At 35.8% G+C, this 22,632-nt stretch carries 22 protein-coding genes; 17 read left to right on the plus strand and 5 right to left on the minus strand.

Annotated features, from left to right (window positions below):
• Positions 1 to 10: 10 nt before the first annotated feature.
• The 4 genes from nqrF to ACFQ1K_RS01645 all read left to right on the plus strand — a co-directional run bounded on the left by nqrF (position 11) and on the right by ACFQ1K_RS01645 (position 5,634).
• Positions 11 to 1,321 (plus strand): NADH:ubiquinone reductase (Na(+)-transporting) subunit F, encoded by a 1,311-nt coding sequence (gene nqrF, locus ACFQ1K_RS01630; RefSeq protein ID WP_320555474.1) that lies wholly within the window; start codon positions 11 to 13, stop codon positions 1,319 to 1,321.
• A gap of 157 nt (positions 1,322 to 1,478) precedes the next feature.
• Positions 1,479 to 2,351, plus strand: a complete 873-nt coding sequence (lipA, locus tag ACFQ1K_RS01635) for a lipoyl synthase (protein WP_320555404.1) — start codon at positions 1,479 to 1,481, stop codon at positions 2,349 to 2,351.
• The gene (gene gap / locus ACFQ1K_RS01640) at positions 2,351 to 3,367 is read left to right on the plus strand and encodes a type I glyceraldehyde-3-phosphate dehydrogenase (protein WP_320555403.1); all 1,017 of its coding nucleotides are present in this window, start codon (positions 2,351 to 2,353) and stop codon (positions 3,365 to 3,367) included. Before lipA ends, gap begins: the two co-directional genes overlap by 1 nt.
• A gap of 29 nt (positions 3,368 to 3,396) precedes the next feature.
• Complete coding sequence (locus ACFQ1K_RS01645; RefSeq protein WP_320555402.1) at positions 3,397 to 5,634, plus strand: tetratricopeptide repeat-containing hybrid sensor histidine kinase/response regulator; 2,238 nt, start codon at positions 3,397 to 3,399, stop codon at positions 5,632 to 5,634.
• Here ACFQ1K_RS01645 and lpxK read toward each other — a convergent pair.
• Positions 5,631 to 6,629 (minus strand): tetraacyldisaccharide 4'-kinase, encoded by a 999-nt coding sequence (lpxK, locus tag ACFQ1K_RS01650; RefSeq protein WP_320555401.1) that lies wholly within the window; start codon positions 6,627 to 6,629, stop codon positions 5,631 to 5,633. The genes ACFQ1K_RS01645 and lpxK overlap by 4 nt on opposite strands.
• A 40-nt stretch (positions 6,630 to 6,669) precedes the next feature.
• Between lpxK and ACFQ1K_RS01655 the strand changes: the two genes are divergently transcribed.
• The 3 genes from ACFQ1K_RS01655 to msrA all read left to right on the plus strand — a co-directional run bounded on the left by ACFQ1K_RS01655 (position 6,670) and on the right by msrA (position 9,342).
• Positions 6,670 to 7,764 (plus strand): Nif3-like dinuclear metal center hexameric protein, encoded by a 1,095-nt coding sequence (locus tag ACFQ1K_RS01655; protein WP_320555400.1) that lies wholly within the window; start codon positions 6,670 to 6,672, stop codon positions 7,762 to 7,764.
• Between the two features lie 2 nt (positions 7,765 to 7,766).
• Entirely contained in the window at positions 7,767 to 8,552 is a 786-nt protein-coding gene (locus tag ACFQ1K_RS01660) for a zinc ribbon domain-containing protein (protein WP_320555399.1), read from the plus strand.
• A 127-nt stretch (positions 8,553 to 8,679) separates the two neighbouring features.
• Complete coding sequence (msrA, locus tag ACFQ1K_RS01665; RefSeq protein ID WP_320555398.1) at positions 8,680 to 9,342, plus strand: peptide-methionine (S)-S-oxide reductase MsrA; 663 nt, start codon at positions 8,680 to 8,682, stop codon at positions 9,340 to 9,342.
• 30 nt (positions 9,343 to 9,372) lie between these two features.
• Here msrA and ACFQ1K_RS01670 read toward each other — a convergent pair whose 3' ends face one another.
• Positions 9,373 to 10,173, minus strand: coding sequence for a methyltransferase domain-containing protein (locus ACFQ1K_RS01670; protein WP_320555397.1), 801 nt, complete (start codon positions 10,171 to 10,173; stop codon positions 9,373 to 9,375).
• 82 nt (positions 10,174 to 10,255) lie between these two features.
• Here ACFQ1K_RS01670 and ACFQ1K_RS01675 point away from each other — a divergent pair, with 82 nt between their 5' ends.
• Positions 10,256 to 10,936: a hypothetical protein gene (locus ACFQ1K_RS01675; RefSeq protein ID WP_320555396.1), complete on the plus strand. Its 681-nt coding sequence runs from the start codon at positions 10,256 to 10,258 to the stop codon at positions 10,934 to 10,936.
• Positions 10,937 to 11,083: 147 nt separating this feature from the next.
• On the opposite strand, the gene ACFQ1K_RS01680 is transcribed toward ACFQ1K_RS01675, so the two are convergent.
• Entirely contained in the window at positions 11,084 to 11,503 is a 420-nt protein-coding gene (locus ACFQ1K_RS01680; protein ID WP_320555395.1) for a (4Fe-4S)-binding protein, read from the minus strand.
• A 141-nt stretch (positions 11,504 to 11,644) separates the two neighbouring features.
• Between ACFQ1K_RS01680 and kynU the strand changes: the two genes are divergently transcribed.
• The 9 genes from kynU to ACFQ1K_RS01725 all read left to right on the plus strand — a co-directional run bounded on the left by kynU (position 11,645) and on the right by ACFQ1K_RS01725 (position 19,923).
• Positions 11,645 to 12,910 (plus strand): kynureninase, encoded by a 1,266-nt coding sequence (gene kynU, locus ACFQ1K_RS01685; RefSeq protein ID WP_320555394.1) that lies wholly within the window; start codon positions 11,645 to 11,647, stop codon positions 12,908 to 12,910.
• Positions 12,911 to 13,261, plus strand: a complete 351-nt coding sequence (locus ACFQ1K_RS01690) for a hypothetical protein (protein ID WP_320555393.1) — start codon at positions 12,911 to 12,913, stop codon at positions 13,259 to 13,261.
• 27 nt (positions 13,262 to 13,288) lie between these two features.
• Positions 13,289 to 14,692, plus strand: a complete 1,404-nt coding sequence (locus ACFQ1K_RS01695; protein WP_320555392.1) for an FAD-dependent oxidoreductase — start codon at positions 13,289 to 13,291, stop codon at positions 14,690 to 14,692.
• A 12-nt stretch (positions 14,693 to 14,704) separates the two neighbouring features.
• The gene (locus ACFQ1K_RS01700) at positions 14,705 to 15,121 is read left to right on the plus strand and encodes a RidA family protein (RefSeq protein WP_320555391.1); all 417 of its coding nucleotides are present in this window, start codon (positions 14,705 to 14,707) and stop codon (positions 15,119 to 15,121) included.
• 65 nt (positions 15,122 to 15,186) lie between these two features.
• Positions 15,187 to 16,626 (plus strand): aldehyde dehydrogenase, encoded by a 1,440-nt coding sequence (locus ACFQ1K_RS01705; protein ID WP_320555390.1) that lies wholly within the window; start codon positions 15,187 to 15,189, stop codon positions 16,624 to 16,626.
• Positions 16,627 to 16,702: 76 nt separating this feature from the next.
• On the plus strand, positions 16,703 to 17,485 hold the full coding sequence (locus tag ACFQ1K_RS01710) for an SDR family oxidoreductase (RefSeq protein WP_320555389.1): 783 nt from the start codon (positions 16,703 to 16,705) through the stop codon (positions 17,483 to 17,485).
• Between the two features lie 141 nt (positions 17,486 to 17,626).
• The gene (locus ACFQ1K_RS01715; protein WP_320555388.1) at positions 17,627 to 18,118 is read left to right on the plus strand and encodes a 3-hydroxyanthranilate 3,4-dioxygenase; all 492 of its coding nucleotides are present in this window, start codon (positions 17,627 to 17,629) and stop codon (positions 18,116 to 18,118) included.
• 66 nt (positions 18,119 to 18,184) lie between these two features.
• A complete protein-coding gene (locus ACFQ1K_RS01720) occupies positions 18,185 to 19,270 on the plus strand; it encodes an amidohydrolase family protein (RefSeq protein ID WP_320555387.1) in 1,086 nt (361 codons plus the stop codon).
• A gap of 11 nt (positions 19,271 to 19,281) precedes the next feature.
• Complete coding sequence (locus tag ACFQ1K_RS01725; protein ID WP_320555386.1) at positions 19,282 to 19,923, plus strand: O-methyltransferase; 642 nt, start codon at positions 19,282 to 19,284, stop codon at positions 19,921 to 19,923.
• Between the two features lies 1 nt (position 19,924).
• Here the strand turns inward: ACFQ1K_RS01725 and ACFQ1K_RS01730 are convergent, their stop codons facing one another.
• Together ACFQ1K_RS01730 and ACFQ1K_RS01735 are read right to left on the minus strand one after the other, a co-directional pair.
• On the minus strand, positions 19,925 to 20,215 hold the full coding sequence (locus ACFQ1K_RS01730) for a Sec-independent protein translocase subunit TatA/TatB (RefSeq protein WP_320555385.1): 291 nt from the start codon (positions 20,213 to 20,215) through the stop codon (positions 19,925 to 19,927).
• A 76-nt stretch (positions 20,216 to 20,291) separates the two neighbouring features.
• Positions 20,292 to 22,589, minus strand: coding sequence for a M1 family metallopeptidase (locus tag ACFQ1K_RS01735; RefSeq protein ID WP_320555384.1), 2,298 nt, complete (start codon positions 22,587 to 22,589; stop codon positions 20,292 to 20,294).
• Positions 22,590 to 22,632 lie beyond the last annotated feature (43 nt).

Raw genomic sequence — 22,632 nt, forward strand, 5'->3', positions numbered from 1 at the left:
GATGAGCACGATGATATTAGCCGCAAGTACGATTGGAACTATTATTGCAACTGTTGGTGCCTTTTTATTGGTAACCCTTTTGTTAGTTGCACTATTATTGGTTGTAAAACAAAAATTATCACCTTCAGGTCCTGTTAAAATTACCATCAATGGTGAAAAAGAAATAGAAGTTGCTTCTGGAGGAACCTTATTATCTACTCTAGGTAATAATAAGATATTTTTACCATCAGCTTGTGGTGGAGGTGGAACTTGTATTCAATGTGAATGCCATGTTTTAGAAGGTGGTGGTGAAGCGCTTCCGACCGAAACCCCACATTTCTCAAGAAAGGAATTACAGCATGGTGCACGATTAGCATGTCAGGTTAAAGTAAAACAAGACATGGAAATCACTATTCCAGAGGAAGTATTTGGTATTAAAAAATGGGAGGCAACTGTAGTGCGTAACTATAACGTGGCATCCTTTATTAAGGAGTTTGTTGTTGAGATTCCAGAGGATATGAATTATAAAGCTGGTGGTTATATTCAAATTGAAATTCCACCTTGTGAAATTAAATATTCGGATATAGACATTACTGCACATCCAGAGGAGCATGAAACTCCAGATAAGTTTCAAGCAGAATGGGATAAGTTTGGTCTTTGGCCATTAGTAATGAAGAATAATGAAACTGTTGAGAGAGCATATTCTATGGCTTCTTATCCTGCAGAAGGTCGTGAGATCATGCTTAACGTGCGTATTGCAACTCCGCCATGGGATAGATCAAAAAATCAATGGATGAATGTTAACCCAGGTGTGGCATCATCATATATTTTTGCACAAAAGCCTGGAGATAAAGTGATTATATCCGGACCTTATGGTGAGTTCTTTATCAATGAGTCTGATAGCGAAATGCTTTATGTAGGTGGTGGAGCAGGTATGGCGCCTATGCGTTCGCATTTGTATCACTTATTCAAAACCGTAAAGACTGGTCGTAAAGTAACCTACTGGTATGGTGGACGATCTAAACGAGAGTTGTTCTATATCGAACACTTTAGAGAATTGGAAAGGGACTTTCCTAATTTTAAATTCTACATGGCATTATCAGAACCACTAGAAGAAGATAACTGGAAAGTTAAAAAAGATATTAATGATGAAGAAGGAGATGGTTTTGTTGGGTTTATCCATAACTGTGTTATTGATAATTACCTTAAACACCATGAAGCACCAGAGGATATTGAATTGTATTTCTGTGGACCACCATTAATGAATCAAGCTGTTCAGAAAATGGGTGAAGATTTCGGAATCCCAGATGAGCATATTAGATTCGATGATTTTGGTGGATAATCACTAAACAGTATTCATATAAAAATCCCATTTAAATTAAATTTAAATGGGATTTTTTCTTTAGTCGAAATAAGAAAACATACAATAACGCTTTACTAACTAAAATCGTTGTTTAATGATTTACTTTGTATCTTTGCTACAATGAAAAAGAAATTGAATGGAAACCAAAGTAGCTTCAAATATATTACCAGAGCGCAAACCTAAATGGTTAAGGGTTAAATTACCAACAGGTAAAAAATACACTGAACTTAGGAGTCTTGTCGATAAGTATAAATTAAATACAATTTGTACCTCAGGAAGTTGTCCAAATATGGGCGAGTGTTGGGGAGAGGGTACAGCAACCTTTATGATTTTAGGTAATATCTGTACGCGTTCTTGTGGTTTTTGTGGTGTAAAAACTGGAAGACCAGAAACTGTGGATTGGGATGAACCTGAAAAAGTAGCGCGTTCTATTAAGATAATGCAAATTAAACATGCAGTTTTAACAAGTGTAGATAGAGATGATCTAAAGGATATGGGAAGTATTATGTGGGCAGAAACTGTTAAAGCCGTCCGTAGAATGAATCCCGAAACTACCTTAGAAACACTGATTCCGGATTTTCAGGGTATAGAACGGCATATCGATAGAATTATTGAGGTTGCCCCAGAAGTGGTATCGCACAATATTGAAACAGTGCGCCGCTTAACTAGAGAAGTTAGAATTCAGGCAAAATACGATCGTAGTATGGGTGTTTTAAAATATTTAAAACAACAAGGTCAACGCAGAACAAAATCAGGTATTATGCTGGGCTTAGGTGAAACTAGGGAAGAGGTTATTGCTACACTTCACGATCTTAGAGATAATGATGTGGATGTTGTTACAATAGGTCAATACCTTCAGCCAACTAAAAAACACTTACCAGTACAACGCTTTATAAATCCAGATGAGTTTGAGGAATTCAAGTCTATTGGTTTAGAATTAGGATTCAGACATGTTGAAAGTAGTGCCCTCGTAAGATCTTCATACAAAGCCCAGAAACATATTAATTAATGATTAGGGTTGCTATTAATGGTTTCGGTAGAATTGGGCGACGAGTTTTCAGATTAGCACTTCAACATCCCAGAATACAAATTGTAGCCATAAATGATTTAGCCGATGCCAGAACATTAAGCCATTTGCTTAAATACGATAGTATTCATGGTGTTTTAGATAACAATGTATCATATAAGGACAGTTCAATAATTGTAGATAATATAGCTACTCCATTATATAATGAAAAGCATCCTAAAAGCATCAATTGGAAAAATGTAGAGCCAGATATTGTTATAGAATCCACAGGGAAGTTTAAGTTCAAACAGGATCTTTTGTATCATATTGAAAATGGTGCCAAGCAGGTGATATTATCTGTTCCGCCGATTGAGGATGATATCAAAACCATAGTTCTTGGTGTTAATGATTATAGTGCAGATGGTTCAGAAAGTATTGTATCTAATGCCTCCTGTACAACCAATAATGCAGCACCTATGATAGCGCTAGTTAAACAACACTTTGGTATTAAACAAGCGTATATCACAACGATACATTCTTACACAACCGATCAAAGCCTACATGATCAACCACATAAAGATCTCAGAAGAGCCAGAGCAGCTGGGCAGTCTATAGTGCCCACAACAACTGGAGCAGCAAAAGCATTGACTAAAATTTTCCCAGATTTATCCAATGTTATTGGTGGCTGTGGCGTCAGAGTGCCAGTGGCCAATGGATCGCTTACCGATATTACCATCAATGTTGAGAAGCAGACGACCATTCAAGAGGTTAATACCATTTTTAAGAAGGCCTCTCAAGATACTTTAAAGGGTATACTGGAATATACTGACGATCCTATTGTTTCTATAGATATAGTTGGTAATTCACACTCTTGTATTTTTGATTCCCAAATGACTTCAGTAATCGGGAATATGCTGAAAATAGTGGGCTGGTACGACAATGAAACCGGCTATAGTTCAAGAATTTTAGATTTAATTTGCAATTTATCGGATAAAAAAGCACTTTTATCGAATAAATAATTATATTTGTTCGTATAAAGTGAGCTGAAATGTCCCGAATCAAATATTACATATTTGTTTTTTTAGCATGTTTTTCCAGTCTTTTCTTCGCACAACAAGGTATCGTCGAGGATAAGGACATGTTGTCTGTGCGCATACAAGAACGCGTAAACCAGGCAAAATTAGAAAGCGATCGAGGCGATTATTATGATGCATTAAATAATTTGGATAATGCTTTGGAAATGGCCAAAACATTGGATGACAAGGAGAGTTTAGGAAAAATCCATACCAAAATTGCTAAATTACGCTATCTGGTTGGTGAAACCGATAAAGCTAATATATCACTCTCGACAGCAATTCAAATCCAGCGAGAGAATGATGATTATGGAAACTTAGCGGTTAGTTATAATATACAAGGGGTAGTATACAATACAAAGGAGCAATACGACGTTGCCCTCGATTATTATAATTCTGCTAAAAACTTATTTGAACAAGAGGGTCTAGAAGAATATATTTCTGAAGTTACGCTCAATGAAGCCAAAACGTATATTGCACTTGGTAGATATGAAGAGGCTAAGGCACAGCTAGAAAAGACCATCATCATTGCAAAAAAATATGAGCAATCAAGACTCCTCAGTAGTGCATTCATACAATCTGGAAGAGTCTCATGTAAACTAAAAAATACTGATTTAGCACTTACTCAAGTAGAGGAAGGGTTATCTATAGCGAAAGCGTTTAAACTCACCGAAAATATAAATCAAGCTTATTTAACCCTAAGTGATATTTACAAATCGAGAGAAGATTATAAAAGTTCGTATGAATACATTACAAAGCATATAAAGTTATCAGACTCTATATTGGATGTTAAAAGAGAGAATCTGGCCCCTGGAATTTCTGGTCAATTTATAAATAAATATAAGGATGCACAGAACGAGCAATTAAAACAGCAAATAGATGAGGTAAGTGCAGAGAGTAATTTTACCAGGGTAACTACGATATTAAGTATTGCCTTAATTACAATTTTATCACTTTTAACGTTATCGTTGTACAAGAACAATAATATCCGGTTGAAGACCAACAACATGCTTCACAAAAAAAATGATGAACTTATTGTTGCAAAAGAAAAGGCAGAATTAGCCTCTAAAACTAAGGCCAACTTCCTGTCCACGGTTACGCACGAGTTAAGAACACCACTCTATGCAGTTACAGGACTAACCAACATGTTATTGGACGAAAATCCTAAAGAGCATCAGATTCCTCACCTAAAATCATTAAAATTTTCAGGGGATTACTTGTTGACATTTATTAATGACATCCTCCAAATCAATAAAATAGAAGCGAACAAGGTTGAACTCGATCCTGAAATATTCAATTTAAAAAATAAAATAGAAAATGTAATGTCTGCGTTAGCCAATTCTGCCAAAGATAATGGTACGCAATTACATTTTGACTATGAAAAAGGTCTGCCAGAAACATATAATGGTGACCAACTAAAAATTTCCCAAATCTTAATTAACCTACTAGGTAATGCCATTAAATTCACAAAAGATGGAGACATCTGGGTAAGGACGTACAAAATTGACCAAAAGGACAATAAGTACACCTTACGTTTTGAAATCGAAGATAATGGTATTGGTATTACAAAAGAAAAACAAGACCAAATGTTTGAGAGTTTCTCCCAAGGCTCCGTGCAGATTAATCGTAAATACGGTGGTACGGGTCTAGGTTTATCTATTGTAAAAGGACTTATCAAAATTCTCAAAGGTAAAATCTATTTGAAGAGTGAGCTAGGAAAAGGCACTACATTCTTCTTTGAGATTCCTCTAGAGAAAGCCGAGAAGGCCGAAGTACCAATCGCAGAGAAAGCTAAAAAACCTAATAAAATGGAAGATTTGGATTTAAGTAATGTTAAGATTTTAATTGTTGAAGACAATAAAATCAATCAGATGATTACTAAAAAGATTCTCAATAAAATGGGACTCGATTGTGATGTTGTAGATAATGGAGAGGCAGCAGTAGAACAAGTAAAATCAACAGTCTATAACGTTGTCTTGATGGATATTCACATGCCAGGAATAAGTGGACTAGAGGCTACCAAAATCATTAGAACGTTCAATAAAGACATCGTAATATTTGCGTTAACGGCTGTAACTCTTGAAGATAAAATGCATGAGTTCGGTGAAGCAGGCTTTAATGACATTATTCCAAAACCCTTCAAGCAAGAGGACTTTGAAGGTAAATTGTACGACGTACTCTCTGGTAAAGAGGTCGTGTCTAGTTTCTTTTAATCAATACATTGTAAAATCAAATTATCAAACTCCTCTTTTCTATCCAAGGTTACCGTTATCGGAAGGTAAAATAAGTTAGGTTCCAAAATATCATTGTCTGATAATCTTACATAGTCCTTTTCTGTAGTTAGAATACATTCCTTTTTTGATAAGAGCTCAATATCATTTTGTCTAAAACTATAATGATCAGGATATTCTAAATGTTCAAATTTCAAGCCCTTACTTTTTAGAAAATTCACTAGTGGTTTAGCATTTGCAATGCCTGTTACAAGGGTAAATTTTGGCAACAACTCGAGGTCTAATGTTTTGGTTTTTGCAACTACCTGTTTTGCATAATCGATATGGCTGAAAAATATACTCTGATTCGGTCGTAGTTTAAGTTCAGCAGTTATTTTAGCTTTTTCAGTTTCAGAAATAGTTTTAGGGCATTTAGTAACGATGACAACATTAGCGCGCTTAGCACCAGAACGTGGCTCCCTTAAGTTGCCAGTTGGCAAAACAATATCACGGCTATACAAATTGTAATAGGATGTAAGTAAAATATTAAAATCGGCTTTTACTTTACGATGTTGGTAAGCATCATCCAGTAATATAACGTCTGGCTTATGTGAAAGAGACAAGAGTTGTTCAATACCGTTTTGGCGATTGCCATCTACTGCTACAAGCAGGTTGCTAAACTTTCTATAAAATTGATACGGTTCATCCCCAATCGTATCTGCAGTTGCATCACCATCTGCTAAAATATAGCCTTCGGTAATACGTTTATAGCCTCTGCTCAGTGTGGCGATAGACTTCTTATCTTTCAATAGCCGAATTAAGTATTCGATCATTGGAGTTTTTCCAGTGCCACCTGTACTGAGGTTTCCAACACAAATAATGGGTGTGTCGTAGGACTTTGAGGACTTAATTCCTTTTTCGTATAACCAATTACGTAGCCATGTCACCACATAATAAAAAGGCACAACGGGAAACAATATGATGCGTAGAAATTTCACGAGCACTAAAATATATTATTTTTGACATAAATATGCACTTATGACAGTACAAGATGTAATAAATCAATTGCAAGAATTGGCTCCTCTAAATTATGCCGAGGATTTTGATAATGTAGGACTTTTGGTTGGCGATAAGAATCAAAATGTCTCAGGAATCTTAGTGACCTTAGATACGCTAGAAACTGTAGTTGATGAAGCCATTGAAAATAATTGTAATCTCATAGTTAGCTTCCATCCAATTATTTTTAAGGGCCTTAAAAAGATTACGGGCAAAACTTATGTAGAACGTGTGGTCATCAAAGCTATAAAGCATAACGTTGCCATCATTGCTATACATACGGCTTTGGATAATGCTTTTCAGGGGGTAAATTCAATTATCTGTGATCAATTACAACTACAGAATAAGAAGATTTTGATTCCACAACAAGGAACATTAAAAAAATTACAAACCTATGTGCCAAAAGATCATGCAGAATCTCTAAGAAGTGCGTTGTTTGAAGCTGGTGCAGGAAACATTGGTAATTATGATTCTTGCAGTTTTAATCTTCAAGGAACAGGTACTTATCGAGGCAACGAGGACTCTAATCCATCGGTAGGTGAAGCAGGAAAATTTCACGAGGAAAACGAAACCTTAGTTTCGGTTGTATTTCAAAAGCATAATCAATCTAGGGTTGTAAGCACACTTTTCAATACACATCCTTATGAAGAGGTGGCTTATGAAATTACCACGTTGGATAATACCAATCAATATATTGGTATGGGCATGATCGGAGCACTTGAAACTGAAATGGATGCTCAGGAGTGTTTAAACTATGTTAAACATAAAATGAATACAGCCCATATGAGGCATTCAAAACTGATAGACAGACCTATTAAAAAAATTGCAGTTTTGGGTGGTTCAGGAAGTTTTGCTATAAGTGCTGCAAAGGCTGCTGGTGCAGACCTCTTTGTAACGGCAGATCTTAAATATCACGATTTTTTCACTGCTGAAAATGATATTGTGCTGGCTGATATTGGTCATTATGAAAGCGAACAGTTCACAAAATCGTTTTTAGTAGACTATCTCTCGAAAAAAATTACTAATTTTGCAGTCGTTTTATCAAAGACAAATACAAATCCGGTAAAGTATTTATAATTATGGCGAAAAAAGCTGAAGCTACTGTAGAAGAGCGATTAAGAGCGCTTTATGACTTACAGTTAATTGACTCTAGAATAGACGAAATAAGAAATGTTAGAGGTGAACTGCCTTTAGAAGTGAGAGATTTAGAAGATGAAGTTGAGGGTTTAAATACCAGACTAGAGAAGTTAAACGATAGCCTCGCTGTTATAGATGATGAGATTAAAGGAAAGAAAAATTTAATCGAAGAAGCTAAAACTTTAATCAAAAAGTACAGCGAGCAACAAAATAATGTTAGAAATAATAGAGAATATAATTCTTTAACAAAGGAAATTGAATTTCAGGAATTGGAAATTCAATTGGCTGAAAAGCACATTAAGGAATTTAAGGCACAAATAGAGCAGAAAAAGGAGGTTATCTCAGAAACAAAAGAGCGTTTAAAAGATAGAAAAGAACACCTTAAGCATAAAAAAGGGGAGTTAAATGCCATTTTAAAGGAAACTGAAAAGGAAGAAGAAGCGCTAATAGGTAAATCTGAAGAATATCAGAATAATATCGAAGAGCGATTGGTAAAAGCCTATTTAAGAATACGAAATAATGTTAAGAATGGTTTGGCTGTTGTGCCTATAGAGCGCGGTGCTTCAGGAGGTTCGTTCTTCACTATTCCACCTCAGGTACAAGTTGAAATCGCATCGCGAAAAAAGGTGATCACAGATGAACACAGTGGTCGTATTTTAGTAGATGCAGCCTTGGCAGAAGAAGAAAAGGAAAAAATGGATAAATTATTTGCAAAGTTAAGCAAGTAATTAATTTACAAAATATTGTAAAAGGCCTTCATAGATTATGAAGGCTTTTTTATTTAATATAACTTTAAAACAATTTCTTTTAAGGAATTGTATTTTTACACCTCTATAGAAAAAGAAAAATTAAGTCATGAAAAAGTTATTGATTATTCTAGCCGTAAGTTTGTGCTTTAATTGCCACAATCAGGCACAATCCAATACAAAGCAACAAGAAATTATTAACGCAGATCCTGTAGAGGTTCCCATGGAAAATGGCAAAGCCAAAGCCTATTTCGCCAGTGGGTGTTTTTGGTGTGTAGAGGCGATTTACGAAAGTGTAAAAGGTGTTGAAGAAGTTTACAGTGGTTTCTCGGGTGGACATACGGATGATATTACTTATGAAAAAAGCCACTCAGGTACAACGGGACACGCTGAAGCCGTTGAGGTGATATACGATCCAGAAGTGGTGAGTTTTTCAACTTTGGTAGACGTCTATTTTGGTTCTCAAAATCCTGCCCAAGTTAATGGTCAAGGACCAGATAAAGGACCGCAATACCGTTCCATCATATTCTATCAAAACGATGAGCAGAAGAAAATTATTGAAGACAAAAAAGCGGCACTAGCAAAAGAATTGGATGCAACAATCGCTGCGGAAGTATATCCGTTCTTAAAATTTTATAAGGCTTCCGATTATCACCAGGATTTTGAAAAGCGTAATCCTAATCAAAGCTATGTAAGAGCAGTGTCTATACCTCGATTAAATCGTTTTAAGGCGAGGTTTCCAGAACTGTTAAAAGAAGAAGAAAAGCACTAATTAAAAGGCCTTAATATATTTTTAAGGCTTTTATCTTTTAGTCGCTTTAAGCTCAAAAATCATTGGAAATAACTGATTTTTCATCTTATACATTCCGGCTTCTGTTTTTACTAAATCAGGAAAAACATCATACGGACTCTCATCATGTTCATTGAGATAGTCTATCTCTAAACCAGCTTCAATGAGTGCGTTGACGACTTCGCTTAACCCATGATTCCAGCCGTACTCCTTACTTACTATTTTTGAAGATGGGTTGGCATAGGTGCCTTGGTATTCCTCGTAAATGACTTCGTCCTGACTGTAATGGTATTTTAGCTTTGGTTTACTATCAACATAGTCAAACATCCAAAGGATAGGATGAAATTCAACCATATAAAACGTACCACCAACCTTTAAGCGTTCGGTAATCATCTTGGCCCAAGGTTTTAAGTCAGGTAACCAACCAATAACACCATAACTCGTGTACACGATGTCAAACCTTTTTGAAATATGTTTTGAAGTGTCCAAAACATTGCAGCATACAAATTTGGCATCAAGTTGCAATTTGTCATTGAGTTGTTTGGCAAGTTTTATGCCTTCATCGCTTAAATCCACACCAAAACATTCCGCACCCATACGAGCCCAACTTAAGGTGTCTTGGCCAAAATGACATTGTAAGTGCAATAATGATTTACCATTAACATTGCCCAAAGCTTCTAATTCGTATTGCATTAAAGAAGATTTCCCGGCTTTAAAAGCTTCTAATTCATACATATTACTTTCAGCATGTATAGCTACTTTTTTGTTCCAGGTTTCTTTATTAGTTTTAAAATAGTTGTCAAAATCTTCCATGTTCTTAATAACTTTTTGTTCCTTCCCTTTGGGAAGGTTAAGATGGGCCTTAATTTTGATGTAATTTAAAATATCTTTTCTTATGAAACCACTTTACCTAAGCTTCATTTGTTTCTTGGTCCTTTCAGCATGTAAATCTGAAAAGAAAAAAGACATTGTAGTAGAATCGGAAGAGGAACTGACCATTGCCGAGAAAATTGCCAATGCACACGGCTATGAACACTGGCAGAATGTTGAGCGTGTCGCGTTTACATTTAAAGTTGATAGAGATACCATTAAGGGTAATGGACGTTCTTGGGTTTGGTGGCCAAAAAAGGACAGTGTTCATATGAAAGCCGGAACTCAAAATGTAAAATATTCCAGACGCAATTTAGATAGTGTGCCTTCGAATGCGGATAAAGCCTTTATAAACGACAAGTACTGGCTTTTGGTGCCATTTCAACTGGTTTGGGATACGTCAGCAACAATTTCTGAACCTAAAAAAGCTGAAACACCAATAGGTAACAAGGAATTAGATATGATAACCATTACCTATCCAGACGAAGGTGGTTATACGCCAGGAGATGCGTATGATATTTATTTTGATGAAGATTATTTAATTAGAGAATGGACGTATAGACGAGGCAATTCACCTGAGCCATCATTAACTAATACCTTTGAAAATTATCAGGATTTCAATGGTATTAAGATTGCGATAGATCATAAAAAGGATGATGGCAACTGGAACTTAAATTTTACGGATGTTAGTATAACATTAGAATAGATAAAATTCAAAATATTGGCATTATTTTTATAATCCATAATGTAAGTTTCACGTAAGTCCTTGCAACTTTAAACGTATAGCTTACATTTTCCGCCTTTTGGCGCCTATATATTCAAGCACTTTAGTTTACGAGCTAGAGTGCTTTTTTTAGCCTCTAAAATCTTTTTTTACATGCGCTCCATCACAATATGGTTTGTTTTGTGAAGCACCGCAACGACAAAATGCAGTAGTCTTATTTTTGGTTTCTTGCTTACCGTCTTTATGGGTAACCTTAAGAGTTCCATACACCAAAAGTGGCCCATTTTCTAAAACTTCAACTTTAGTGTCTAACGTCTCTGAAGTTTTATCCTCACTATTTGTCATGTAATAACTCAACGCACCAGAAGGACATTTTTTAACGGTTTCAATGATTTTGTCGGTTGTTGAGGCATTAATTTTTATCCAAGGTCGCTCTTTAGGCTGAAACACGTCTGGTAAGCCTTTTACACACATTGCAGAGTGAATGCATTTTTCAGCCTCCCATACCACAGTAACTTCGCCGTTGGAATATTCTTTTGTCTTTCCCATATCCTTTTTTCACAATTGTGACAGTTTTTAAATTAGACTTCTTTTCCCTTTAAAGATACTTAAAATTTTAATGCTTAAAAACACCTTTAATCCCTCATTTTAAATCCTTATTTTTGTTACAAACCAAAAATCAATCATACATTGTCCGACTATAAATTTGGCCTTGAATACGCCAAACAACAAGATATTTTAGATGAATTATCACGCTACAGGGAGCAATTTCATATTCCAAAAGATAAAGATGGAAATGAACTTATTTATCTCTGCGGTAACTCTCTTGGATTACAACCAAAATCTACAAAGGATTACATAAATCAAGAACTGGAGGATTGGGCAAATCTTGGGGTGGAGGGTCATACAGATGCCAAAAACCCTTGGATGAAGTATCATGAATTTTTAACGGAAGCCACAGCAAATTTGGTTGGTGCAAAGCCTATTGAAGTCGTTACCATGAATTCGTTAACGGCGAACCTTCATTTTATGATGGCCTCCTTTTATAAGCCAACAAAAGAGCGCTATAAAATCTTAATAGAAAGTGATGCCTTTCCATCAGATAAATATGCTGTTGAATCACAATTACGTCATCATGGTTTCAATGATGAAGAAGGATTGTTGTTATGGAAGCCAAGAGAAGGCGAAGAGTTGCTTAATTATGAAGACTTAGAGCTCATACTTAAAAATCATGGGCACGAAATAGCCTTAATAATGATTGGTGGTGTTAACTATTACACAGGGCAATTTTTCGATTTAAAACGTATAGCTAAATTAGGTCATAGTTATGGCTGTATGGTTGGTTTTGATTGTGCACATGGTGCAGGGAATGTTAAGCTGAATTTGCACGATTCCAATACGGATTTTGCGGTTTGGTGTACGTATAAATACTTAAATGCTGGGCCTGGAAATTTATCGGGGTGTTTTGTGCATGAGAGACATGCCTACGATAAAGACTTAAACCGTTTTACAGGATGGTGGAGTCATAATAAGGAAACGCGTTTTAATATGCGTCAGGAGTTTGATGTTTTGCCTGGTGCCGAAGGCTGGCAATTAAGTAACCCACCAATTTTAGCTATGGCTGCCATAAAAGCGTCATTAGATATGTTTAATGAGGTTGGTATGGATAGGCTTTTGGAGAAGTCAAAAAAACTCACAGGCTACTTTGAGTTTTTGCTTAAAGAATTAGGAGATAATATTATACGGATTATTACACCTTCCAATCCTGATGAACGAGGTTGTCAATTGTCAATTCAAGTATTAAACGCAGATAAATCATTACATCATAAACTAACGGAATCGGGCGTGATTAGTGATTGGCGGGAACCCGATGTGATTCGTTGTGCACCAGTACCAATGTACAACAGTTTTGAAGATGTGTATAGAATGGTAGAAAAGTTGAAAGAAATCTTGTAAATGAGAAGTTTTTTTTCACTTATAAAAGATGAAATTATTATTCTCAAAATCAAGAAAAAATCAGAAGCAAGTTTTTGGGAATATCAAATTTTAGGATTGTTCTGTTATCTTTTTAATTTAGGTTTTGACTATTTTATAATAACGGATAAAAAAATAGTTTACGTGATTAAAGATGAATTACTAAAGGTTGCTGAATATAAGGATTTTGAATCTCTACAATTTAATTCAAATAACGATGTTTTTTCATTTAGAAATCTTGATAATCAAGAACAAACACTAAATTTAAAGAGACTGAGATTATCATACGAAGAGATTCAAAAAATAAAAAAGACGTTGAATCAAAATATTTAGAGTCTTGCTAAAACGAAGGATAAAATAATGAAACAAAACCAAAATATTCTAATCATTGGCGCAGGTTTATGCGGCTCTCTTTTGGCCTTAAGATTGGCGCAAAGAGGTTACAACGTGAATGTTTATGAAAGTAGGCCAGATCTTCGCGTTACGGATATTTCTGCAGGTAGATCGATTAATCTTGCTCTGTCTGATCGTGGGTTCAAAGCTTTACGTTTAGCTGGTGTAGAGAATAAAGCCAGAGAAATCTGTATACCAATGAAAGGTAGATTGATGCATGATACTCAAGGAAATACGTTCACATCAAACTATTCTGGTCGCGATAATGAATTTATCAACTCGATTTCTAGAGGGGATTTAAACGGTATGTTACTGACTGAAGCTGATAAGTACGACAATTTAACCATTCATTTTAACACCGAATGTGAATCGGTAGATTTGGATACTAACATTGTTCATTTCGTCAATCGAAAAACAAAGAAAAAATTTAAGGTTGAAGCAGATGTTATATTTGGTACAGATGGTGCGGGTTCAGAATTAAGAAAAAGCTACTTTTTACAGCGTAAATTCTTATTCAGTTTTTCACAAAATTTCCTAACTCACGGTTATAAAGAATTAGAAATTCCTGCAGCAGCAGAAGGAAGTCATCAAATTAGCAAAGATTATTTACACATTTGGCCAAGAGGCGAATACATGCTGATCGCACTGCCTAACTTAGACGGAAGCTTCACTGTGACCCTATTTTTAGGACATGAGGAAGGTGAGTATAACTTTAAAGATTTAGATTCTGAAGATAAAATAAAAGCATTCTTTCAAGAGCAATTTCCTGATGCTTTAGCGCTAATTCCTAATATCGCAGAAGAGTTTGAAAACAATCCAACAGGTCCATTAGGGACTATAAAATGTTCACCGTGGTATTATAAAGGCAACACCCTAATTCTAGGAGATGCGGCACATGCCGTTGTTCCGTTTTATGGTCAAGGGATGAATGCCTCTTTTGAAGATGTGGCGGTTTTAGATGGTATTATTGACAAACATGAAGGCAATTGGGAAACCATTTTTAAAACCTACGAATCGGTAAGAAAAGCAGACGCAGATGCTATTGGCGAATTAGCTGAAGAGAACTACTATGAAATGAGAGATCATGTTGCCAATCCTATTTTCAAGAAAAAGCGTCAGTTGGAGATACAGTTAGAAAAGCATTTCCCTGAGCAATATTTTTCAAAATATTCGATGGTAACATTCAATGAAAATATTGGCTATCATGAAGCCATGACTAAAGGTCGTGCGCAAGACAAAGCCATTTTAAACATGATTGCAGACAACGAGATTAATTTAAACGATGACCTATCGGTTTTATTAAAAATAGTACAAGAAAAAACAAACGACATTATTGATGATGACAATATTGCAAAAACGATGCATCATTAAGGTAAAAATATTATGAATACAAACGAAGGAACAAAAGTAAAACCGAGAGGCGCATATCCACACGTAAAAGTAGTAGGTGATTTCATTTTCGTTTCAGGAACCAGTTCAAGACGCGCAGACAATACCATTGCAGGTGTAGAACTCATTGACGAAATGAATACCAAAAAATTAGATATCGAAGTTCAAACCAGAGAAGTTTTAAAAAACATCGATAAAAATTTACAAACTGTTGGCGCTAGTCTAAAGGATGTGGTCGACGTGACAACCTTTTTAGTAAATATGAACGATTTTGCAGGTTATAATAAAGCCTACGCCGAGTTTTTTGACAAGGAAACAGGACCAACCAGAACAACGGTTGCTGTGCACCAATTACCGCATCCTGATTTGTTGGTTGAGATTAAAGTGATGGCATACATGAAAAGAGATTAAAGAACTAAGTTACGAGACTAAGCAGTCTTGAATCTTGAATCTTGATTCTAACATCTATTAAAATAATGAACATCAAAAACTACATAAACGGTGAATTTGTAAATCCAGAAAGCAATCAATGGATAGACAACTATAACCCTTCAAATGGTGAAGTCTATGGGCAAATTCCAAACTCATCAAAAGATGATGTAGAGAAAGCCTATCAAAGTGCACAATCTGCTTTTCCTAGTTGGAGTCAAACCACATTAGAAGAACGTAGCAGAATTCTAATTAAGATTTCAGAATTATTAGAAGCCAATTTAGACCGTTTCGCAGAAGCTGAAAGTAAAGACAATGGTAAACCAGTTAGTCTTGCCAAAATAGTTGATATACCAAGAGCTGCGAGTAATTTTAGATTTTTTGGTAACGCCATTACACAATTCGCTAGTGAAAGTCACGAAAGTGTGGGGCAAAATGCAGTAAATTACACCCTACGTCAACCTATTGGTGTTGTGGGTTGCATTAGTCCTTGGAATTTACCATTGTATCTCTTCACTTGGAAAATTGCACCAGCAATAGCAGCAGGTAATTGTGTCGTTGCTAAACCAAGCGAAGTCACACCAATGACGGCTTATTTGTTAGGGGATATTTGTAATGAAGCTGGCCTACCAAAAGGTGTGTTGAATATCGTTCACGGTTTAGGTACAACTACTGGTCAAGCTATTGTAGAGCATCCAAGCATCAAAGCCATTAGTTTTACTGGCGGAACAGCAACTGGTGCACATATTGCCAAAGTTGCTGCACCACTATTTAAAAAATTGTCTTTAGAGTTAGGTGGAAAAAATCCAAATATCATATTTGCCGATTGCGATTATGACGATATGTTAAATACAACCGTACGCTCGTCGTTTGCTAATCAAGGTCAGATTTGTTTATGCGGAAGCCGAATTTTTGTTGAGGAAACTATTTATAAGAAGCTTAAAACAGACTTTGTAGAAAAAGTAAAAGGATTAAAAGTTGGTCATCCATCTGAAAAGGATACCAATATTGGTGCGTTAGTTTCAAAACCACATCTTGAAAAAGTAAAAAGTTATATCAATATTGCGAAGGAAGAAGGTGCAACTATTCTGTGTGGTGGAGACGAAGTCACTGTTGAAGGTTTTGAAAACGGTTATTATTTACAACCAACGGTTATCGAAGTTAAAACAGATGATTGTCGTGTTAATCAAGAAGAAATTTTTGGTCCAGTCGTTACCATTATGCCCTTTAAAACTGAAGACGAAGTTTTAGAGATGGCTAACAAAGTAAAATACGGATTATCAGCAACACTCTGGACAAATAATCTAAAACGTACCATGCGAATGAGCAACAAACTGCAAGCTGGAATAGTTTGGGTAAACACTTGGATGCTGCGTGATTTACGCACACCTTTTGGAGGTGTCAAAGACTCGGGAGTGGGACGCGAAGGTGGTTTTGAAGCCTTGCGTTTTTTTACTGAGGGTAAGAATGTATGTATAAAGTATTAGTGTTATGCCTGCAAAAGTAGGTATCACATAAATCAATTTAAACTAAAAAAGATTTCTGCTTACGCAGGAAATAATTATGGACTTAAAACTAAACGATAAATACGCACTAGTTTGTGGTAGCACGGCAGGTATAGGCAAAGCTACTGCTTTTGCTTTAGCTGAGGAAGGTGTAAACGTCACACTAGTAGCAAGAAATGAAGACAAACTAAAAGCGGTTTTAGCAGAATTACCCAAACATCGAAATCATGATTATATCGTTGCCAATTTTTCTAATCCGATGGAATTAAAAGAGAAAGTTGAAAGCTATATAAGAAACAATCATGGATTTCATGTGTTAGTTAATAATACTGGCGGACCAGCTGGTGGACCAGTGTTTGAAGCAAACATTGAGGAATTTGAAAACGCGTTTACGCAACATCTAAAATGTAATCATGTATTAGCCCAAGCTGTCGTTCCATTTATGAAAAATGAGCAATATGGTCGTATTATTAATGTTATTTCAACATCTGTAAAACAACCTTTAGATGGACTTGGTGTGAGTAACACTATTCGTGGCGCTGTAGCAAATTGGAGTAAAACCTTAGCTAATGAGCTGGGTCAATTTGGTGTTACCGTAAACAATGTCTTACCAGGAGCTACAGGCACTGAACGCCTAACTGAAATCATTAAAAATAAAAGTGCTAAAACTGGTAAAACAGAAGAGGAAGCTGCCATGGCCATGAAGAGCGCTGTTCCTGCAAAGCGTTTTGCAAAACCAGAAGAATTAGCTGCTGCCATTACCTTTTTAGCAAGTGAAAAAGCGAGTTATATAAACGGAATTAACCTTCCGGTTGATGGTGGTAGAACAAAAAGTTTATAAGCCTAATATTTCAGAAATATTATTCTTAATTTTATTCAATTGATGAATCTGCGTTAAGGATTGAAAGGTTTGTTTGAGCTCTTCGCAAAGCTCAAGCCTTGAAAGCCTGACCCGATAGGGTAACGCCCAAAATAGTATACAATGAGCAAGTTATTTCCTCCTATTAATTTTAAAGCATGGATTGAAGAAAACCGTCACTTATTAAAACCACCAGTTGGTAATAAAGTGGTTTGGAAAGATGCCGATGTTATTGTTATGGTTGTTGGTGGACCAAACGACAGACAAGATTATCACTATAATGAAACACCAGAATTTTTCTATCAAATTGAAGGTGATATGGTATTAAAAGTGATAGAAAATGGAGAGTCAAAAGATATTCACATAAGAGAGGGCGAAATTTTTGTCTTACCACCAAAAGTACCACACTCACCACAAAGAAGCGCAAATACTGTTGGTTTGGTTATAGAATATCCGAGACCAGAAGGGGTAATGGATAAATTACAATGGTACTCTGACGAGGATACAAGTTTGATTTATGAAGAAGAGTTTATGCTAGATAATATAGAAACTGATATGCCTGCCATTTTTGACCGTTATAATGATATGGTTAAAAAAGGTGCATTTAAGAAATAAATCAAAAAAAATATCTAAATAACACAATCAATTACCAAAATTAAATCTTGGTAATATTCAAAACACATGGTTAAACGTAAACTTAGAATAAACGGTCACTCACATCTTTTGCCATATCCTGAAGAGATTCCTGAATTTATGAAGGATAAAGGGATATTTTGGGTAGATAAAGACCGAAAATTCATGCTTCAAAAGGATTGGAACCGACCAATTACAGATTCTAGTTTTTTCCTGAATGAGAAATTGGCCTGGATGGAGCATTTTAAGATTGACCACGCTGTAGTTTTAAACTTGTCTCAACTTTATGGGAATGGTTTACGTCTTGAGGAAATGAAACAAGCGTTGCGTTTTCAGAACGATTTTAATGCACGCATTCAAAACGATAATCCCAGTAAATTTACAACAGGTTTTGTGGTACATCCTGGTTTCGTTCGTGGTGCTTGCTGGGAAATAGAGCGTTGTGTTGAGGTCTTAGGCATGCGGCTTTTGTGCTTACCTACGCATTACATGGACACCATTGGAACTTGGCGTTGTATTTTTGATGAAGAAAATGAGCCTATTTTTGAATTAGCTAATAAGTACAATCTCGCTGTTGAGATTCATCCTTATGATGGTGAAAAGTTTATAAAGCTAGAAAATACATCATGGCGTTTCCATTTAATATGGATGTTGGCTCAATGTGCAGATGCTTATCATTTTTTAACTCTGAACGGCTATTATGAAAAGTATCCAAATATGCGTGTTTGTTTTGCGCATGGAGGACAATTGGCACAAATAAATCTCGGTAGGCGAATCCAAGGGTTTGACGGAAGACCCGACTTGTTTGAAGGCAAAAAGCATCCACGTAAAGCTGTAGGTCATAAAAACATATTCTTTGATACCTTAGTGCATGATACAGGTTCATTAGAGCTTCTGATAAAAAATCAGACTTCAAAACAGGTTTTAATTGGTCTTGATGATCCATACCCATTAGGTGAAATGGAAAGCACCAAACAATCTTCCTATCCTGGAAAGATTTTAGATTTGGCTATAGAACGTAATATTATCAATGAAACTGAGCGTGATGCTATTTGGGAAGATAATGTGATTCAATGGTTATGTGGCGATGATGAGGATGCTAAAAAAGCCTTAATCGATAGAATTAATTCCTAAACTAGTTTTGCATGCATTTTTTACCAGTAGCTATAGACAAATATGTGGTTGCACATTCTGAGAAAGAGCCTGAATTGTTGCAGCAATTAACGCGGGAAACCTATCAAAAAGTTTTACAACCTATAATGCTTAGTGGACCTTACCAAGGTAGAGTGCTCAGTATGGTTTCTAAACTTGTAAATCCTAAAACTATTTTAGAACTAGGTACGTTTACTGGTTATGCTACATTATGCTTAGCTGAAGGACTGCAAAAAGATGGTGTTATCCATACTATAGATATTAATGAAGAACTTTATGATTTTCAAAGAAAGTATTTTGATAAATCTGAATATGGGCACCAAATCATTCAATATGTAGGAAACGCGTTAGATATTATTCCGAATTTGGAGAGTTCATTCGATTTAGTTTTTATCGATGCAGACAAACCCAATTACAGCAATTATTTCCGTTTAATTATCGATAAGCTTAATCCAGGTGGAATTATTTTATCCGATAATGTACTATGGCATGGAAAGGTGGTAGAAAAGCTTAATGAGAAGGATATCTCTACAAAGGCTGTTTTGGACTACAACACACTTTTAAAAGAAGATAACCGTGTAGAAACCATAGTTTTGCCTATACGTGACGGCTTAACTATTAGCAGAAAAAAATAGACTACATTTTTCGTTTTATTGAACCCGAAAAATCTTCAACTTCATCTTTAATTTTATCGATTTCTTGCTGTATGTCCTTCGCAGTATCGGAATCCAAGATATTGCTTTCCTTAGCACTTTTAGTAACCTCATGCTTAATATCGTTGGTGGCATCTCTCAAAGTTCTCATTCCTTTTCCCATGCCACGAGCGATTTCTGGCAACTTATCTGCACCAAAAACTAATACTACAATAAATAGTATAAAAACGATTTCTGTACCTCCGATGAAGAGTAATGTAGCTAATTTAATCACACTGCAAATATAGATTGACTTTATCTAATAAAAAAAACCGACTCGTTAAAGTCGGCTTTATTTTTTAAAAAGTTTATTAATTTTTAATTTGATTCTTAAATTTATCAAAATCACTTTCCTGTACCTCTCGAGGCCATGAATTATTTGATGTATCAATATCTGCTGTTTCCAAGTCTGGATCTACGGTTATTGAAACTATTTCTTTATCCGTAGCAATAGCTCTACTGACTTCTTTGTCATTTAATCTCCAGATTTGTGCAGGATAAGTTATTTTTTCTTTAGAACCATCTGAATATTTGTATTCAACAATCAATGGCATCACTAAACCACCTGGTTTGTCAAAAGTTACCTGATAGAAATACTTTGGTGTTTTCTTCATATTTTTTTGCTGCTCTGGTGTAAAATTGTCCATGATGTATTCTTTTACTGTAGCAAAATCTTCCATCGTTGAGGCACTATTAAGAGCATCTTCATAACCTTCTTCTCCTTCACCAATAAAATATACAAGAGCATTAGGGTCCATGTTATAGCGTTCCGCCAATTTTTTACCATTTTCATTAGGATTATTGGTTACTGCAAATTTCTTCACTTCTTTAATACCTATATCTGTGTAATCGGTTGTGTAAAACCATCCTCTCCAGAACCAATCCAAGTCAACTGCTGATGCATCTTCCATAGTTCTAAAAAAGTCTTCAGGTGTTGGGTGTTTAAACATCCAGCGTCTGGCATATTCCTTAAAGGCATAATCAAATAAATCACGGCCCATAATGGTTTCACGAAGAATATTCAAGCCTGTTGCTGGTTTACTGTAAGCATTACTTCCAAATTGGTAAGTATTAAGACCTTTGGTCATAATCGGTGCAATAAAATCTTGGTCACCACCCATGTATCTCACAATATTCTTGGCAGGTCCTCTTCGAGAAGGATACTTATCATGTCCAGGAGATAAAGCTGTTGGGTTCCATTCGCCAAAATCCTGTTCTGCAATATATTGCACAAAAGTATTTAAACCTTCATCCATCCAAGTCCATTGACGCTCGTCACTATTGACGATCATCGGAAAAAAGTTGTGACCTACCTCATGAATGATAACACTGATCATTCCGTATTTTGTTCTGTCGGAATAGTTGCCATTTTCATCTGGGCGACCAAAATTGTAGCATATCATAGGATATTCCATACCCATAGGCGCATGTACTGAAATCGCCTTGTGATAAGGGTAATCAAAGGTCATGCGAGAGTAAGATTTCAATGTGCTTGCAACAGTTCTTGTAGACCATTGTTCCCAAAGCGGATTTCCTTCTTTTGAATACATAGAGACTGCCATTACATCTTTGTCTCCAATTTTTACAGCCATCATATCCCAAATGAATTTACGAGATGTTGCAAATCCAAAATCTCTTACCATTTGTGCAGAGAGCTTCCACGTTTTTTTCTTGGTACTTTTTGATTTTTCAGTTTTACGCGCTTCGTCTTCGGTTACAATCATTACAGGTTTATCGTAAGATGTTTTCGCTTTATTGTAACGCTCCATCATTTTCTTGGTATAGACTTCTTCTCTATTGGTTAAATAACCTGTACCGTCTAAGATATGATCTGCAGGTACGGTAATGTTAACATCAAAATTACCGAAAGGAAGGGCAAACTCATCTCGACCCCAAAATTGGGAGTTTTGCCAGCCTTCCACGTCATTATAAACAGCCATACGTGGATAAAACTGCGCCATGACATAGATTCTATTGTCATTTTCTTCAAAATATTCATATCCTGAACGACCTCCATCTCTTACATGATCGTTGATGTTATACCACCACTTTATTTTGAATGAAAATTGATCACCAGTTTTCATGGGTTTTGGTAGCTCTACACGCATCATTGTGCGATTAATAGTGTGTGGTAAATCTTTATTGTTGGTATCTTTTACATATTCAATATTAAAGCCACCATCAAAAGGTTCTTTTAGATAGGAACGCGCGGCTCTTGATGCTGAAGTTGCAGGACCTATACCAGAACTATTTATCAATGGTGTTTTAGAATCCTTAGCTCTCATATTTTGATCTAATTGCACCCATAAATAAGTGAGTTCATCTGGCGAATTATTGGTGTACGTAATCGTTTCTTGACCGTATAATCTGGCATTGACATCATCAATTTCGATATCCATTTTATAGTCGGCTTGTTGTTGGTAGTAAGCAGGTCCAGGTGCTCCAGATCCGGTTCTAAACATGTTTGGCGTTGCAAATTCATCGTATAATTGTTTGAATTTGTTTTGGTTAGTGTGACCAGGTTTACGCTCTGGCTTAATGTCGTTTTGTGCAAAAGACGATGCAAAAACAAATAGCATAGCTCCAAATGCGAACTTGAAAATTTTCATTACAATTAGTGTTTTTTAAAAATGATTCCGAAAATAGAGAATT

The sequence above is a fragment of the Winogradskyella aquimaris genome (assembly GCF_042676105.1).
In the GTDB taxonomy this organism is placed as follows: domain Bacteria; phylum Bacteroidota; class Bacteroidia; order Flavobacteriales; family Flavobacteriaceae; genus Winogradskyella; species Winogradskyella aquimaris.

Coding starts and splice junctions, on each gene's coding strand:
- msrA (WP_320555398.1), top strand. CDS start 8,680: ATGAAAAAGTTATTGATTATTCTAGCCGTAAGTTTGTGCTTTAATTGC.
- ACFQ1K_RS01725 (WP_320555386.1), top strand. CDS start 19,282: ATGCATTTTTTACCAGTAGCTATAGACAAATATGTGGTTGCACATTCT.
- ACFQ1K_RS01715 (WP_320555388.1), top strand. CDS start 17,627: ATGAGCAAGTTATTTCCTCCTATTAATTTTAAAGCATGGATTGAAGAA.
- ACFQ1K_RS01660 (WP_320555399.1), top strand. CDS start 7,767: ATGGCGAAAAAAGCTGAAGCTACTGTAGAAGAGCGATTAAGAGCGCTT.
- nqrF (WP_320555474.1), top strand. CDS start 11: ATGATATTAGCCGCAAGTACGATTGGAACTATTATTGCAACTGTTGGT.
- ACFQ1K_RS01735 (WP_320555384.1), bottom strand. CDS start 22,589: ATGAAAATTTTCAAGTTCGCATTTGGAGCTATGCTATTTGTTTTTGCA.
- ACFQ1K_RS01675 (WP_320555396.1), top strand. CDS start 10,256: ATGAAACCACTTTACCTAAGCTTCATTTGTTTCTTGGTCCTTTCAGCA.
- ACFQ1K_RS01705 (WP_320555390.1), top strand. CDS start 15,187: ATGAACATCAAAAACTACATAAACGGTGAATTTGTAAATCCAGAAAGC.
- gap (WP_320555403.1), top strand. CDS start 2,351: ATGATTAGGGTTGCTATTAATGGTTTCGGTAGAATTGGGCGACGAGTT.
- ACFQ1K_RS01690 (WP_320555393.1), top strand. CDS start 12,911: ATGAGAAGTTTTTTTTCACTTATAAAAGATGAAATTATTATTCTCAAA.
- ACFQ1K_RS01695 (WP_320555392.1), top strand. CDS start 13,289: ATGAAACAAAACCAAAATATTCTAATCATTGGCGCAGGTTTATGCGGC.
- ACFQ1K_RS01700 (WP_320555391.1), top strand. CDS start 14,705: ATGAATACAAACGAAGGAACAAAAGTAAAACCGAGAGGCGCATATCCA.
- lipA (WP_320555404.1), top strand. CDS start 1,479: ATGGAAACCAAAGTAGCTTCAAATATATTACCAGAGCGCAAACCTAAA.
- ACFQ1K_RS01645 (WP_320555402.1), top strand. CDS start 3,397: ATGTCCCGAATCAAATATTACATATTTGTTTTTTTAGCATGTTTTTCC.
- ACFQ1K_RS01655 (WP_320555400.1), top strand. CDS start 6,670: ATGACAGTACAAGATGTAATAAATCAATTGCAAGAATTGGCTCCTCTA.
- ACFQ1K_RS01710 (WP_320555389.1), top strand. CDS start 16,703: ATGGACTTAAAACTAAACGATAAATACGCACTAGTTTGTGGTAGCACG.
- ACFQ1K_RS01720 (WP_320555387.1), top strand. CDS start 18,185: ATGGTTAAACGTAAACTTAGAATAAACGGTCACTCACATCTTTTGCCA.
- ACFQ1K_RS01680 (WP_320555395.1), bottom strand. CDS start 11,503: ATGGGAAAGACAAAAGAATATTCCAACGGCGAAGTTACTGTGGTATGG.
- ACFQ1K_RS01670 (WP_320555397.1), bottom strand. CDS start 10,173: ATGGAAGATTTTGACAACTATTTTAAAACTAATAAAGAAACCTGGAAC.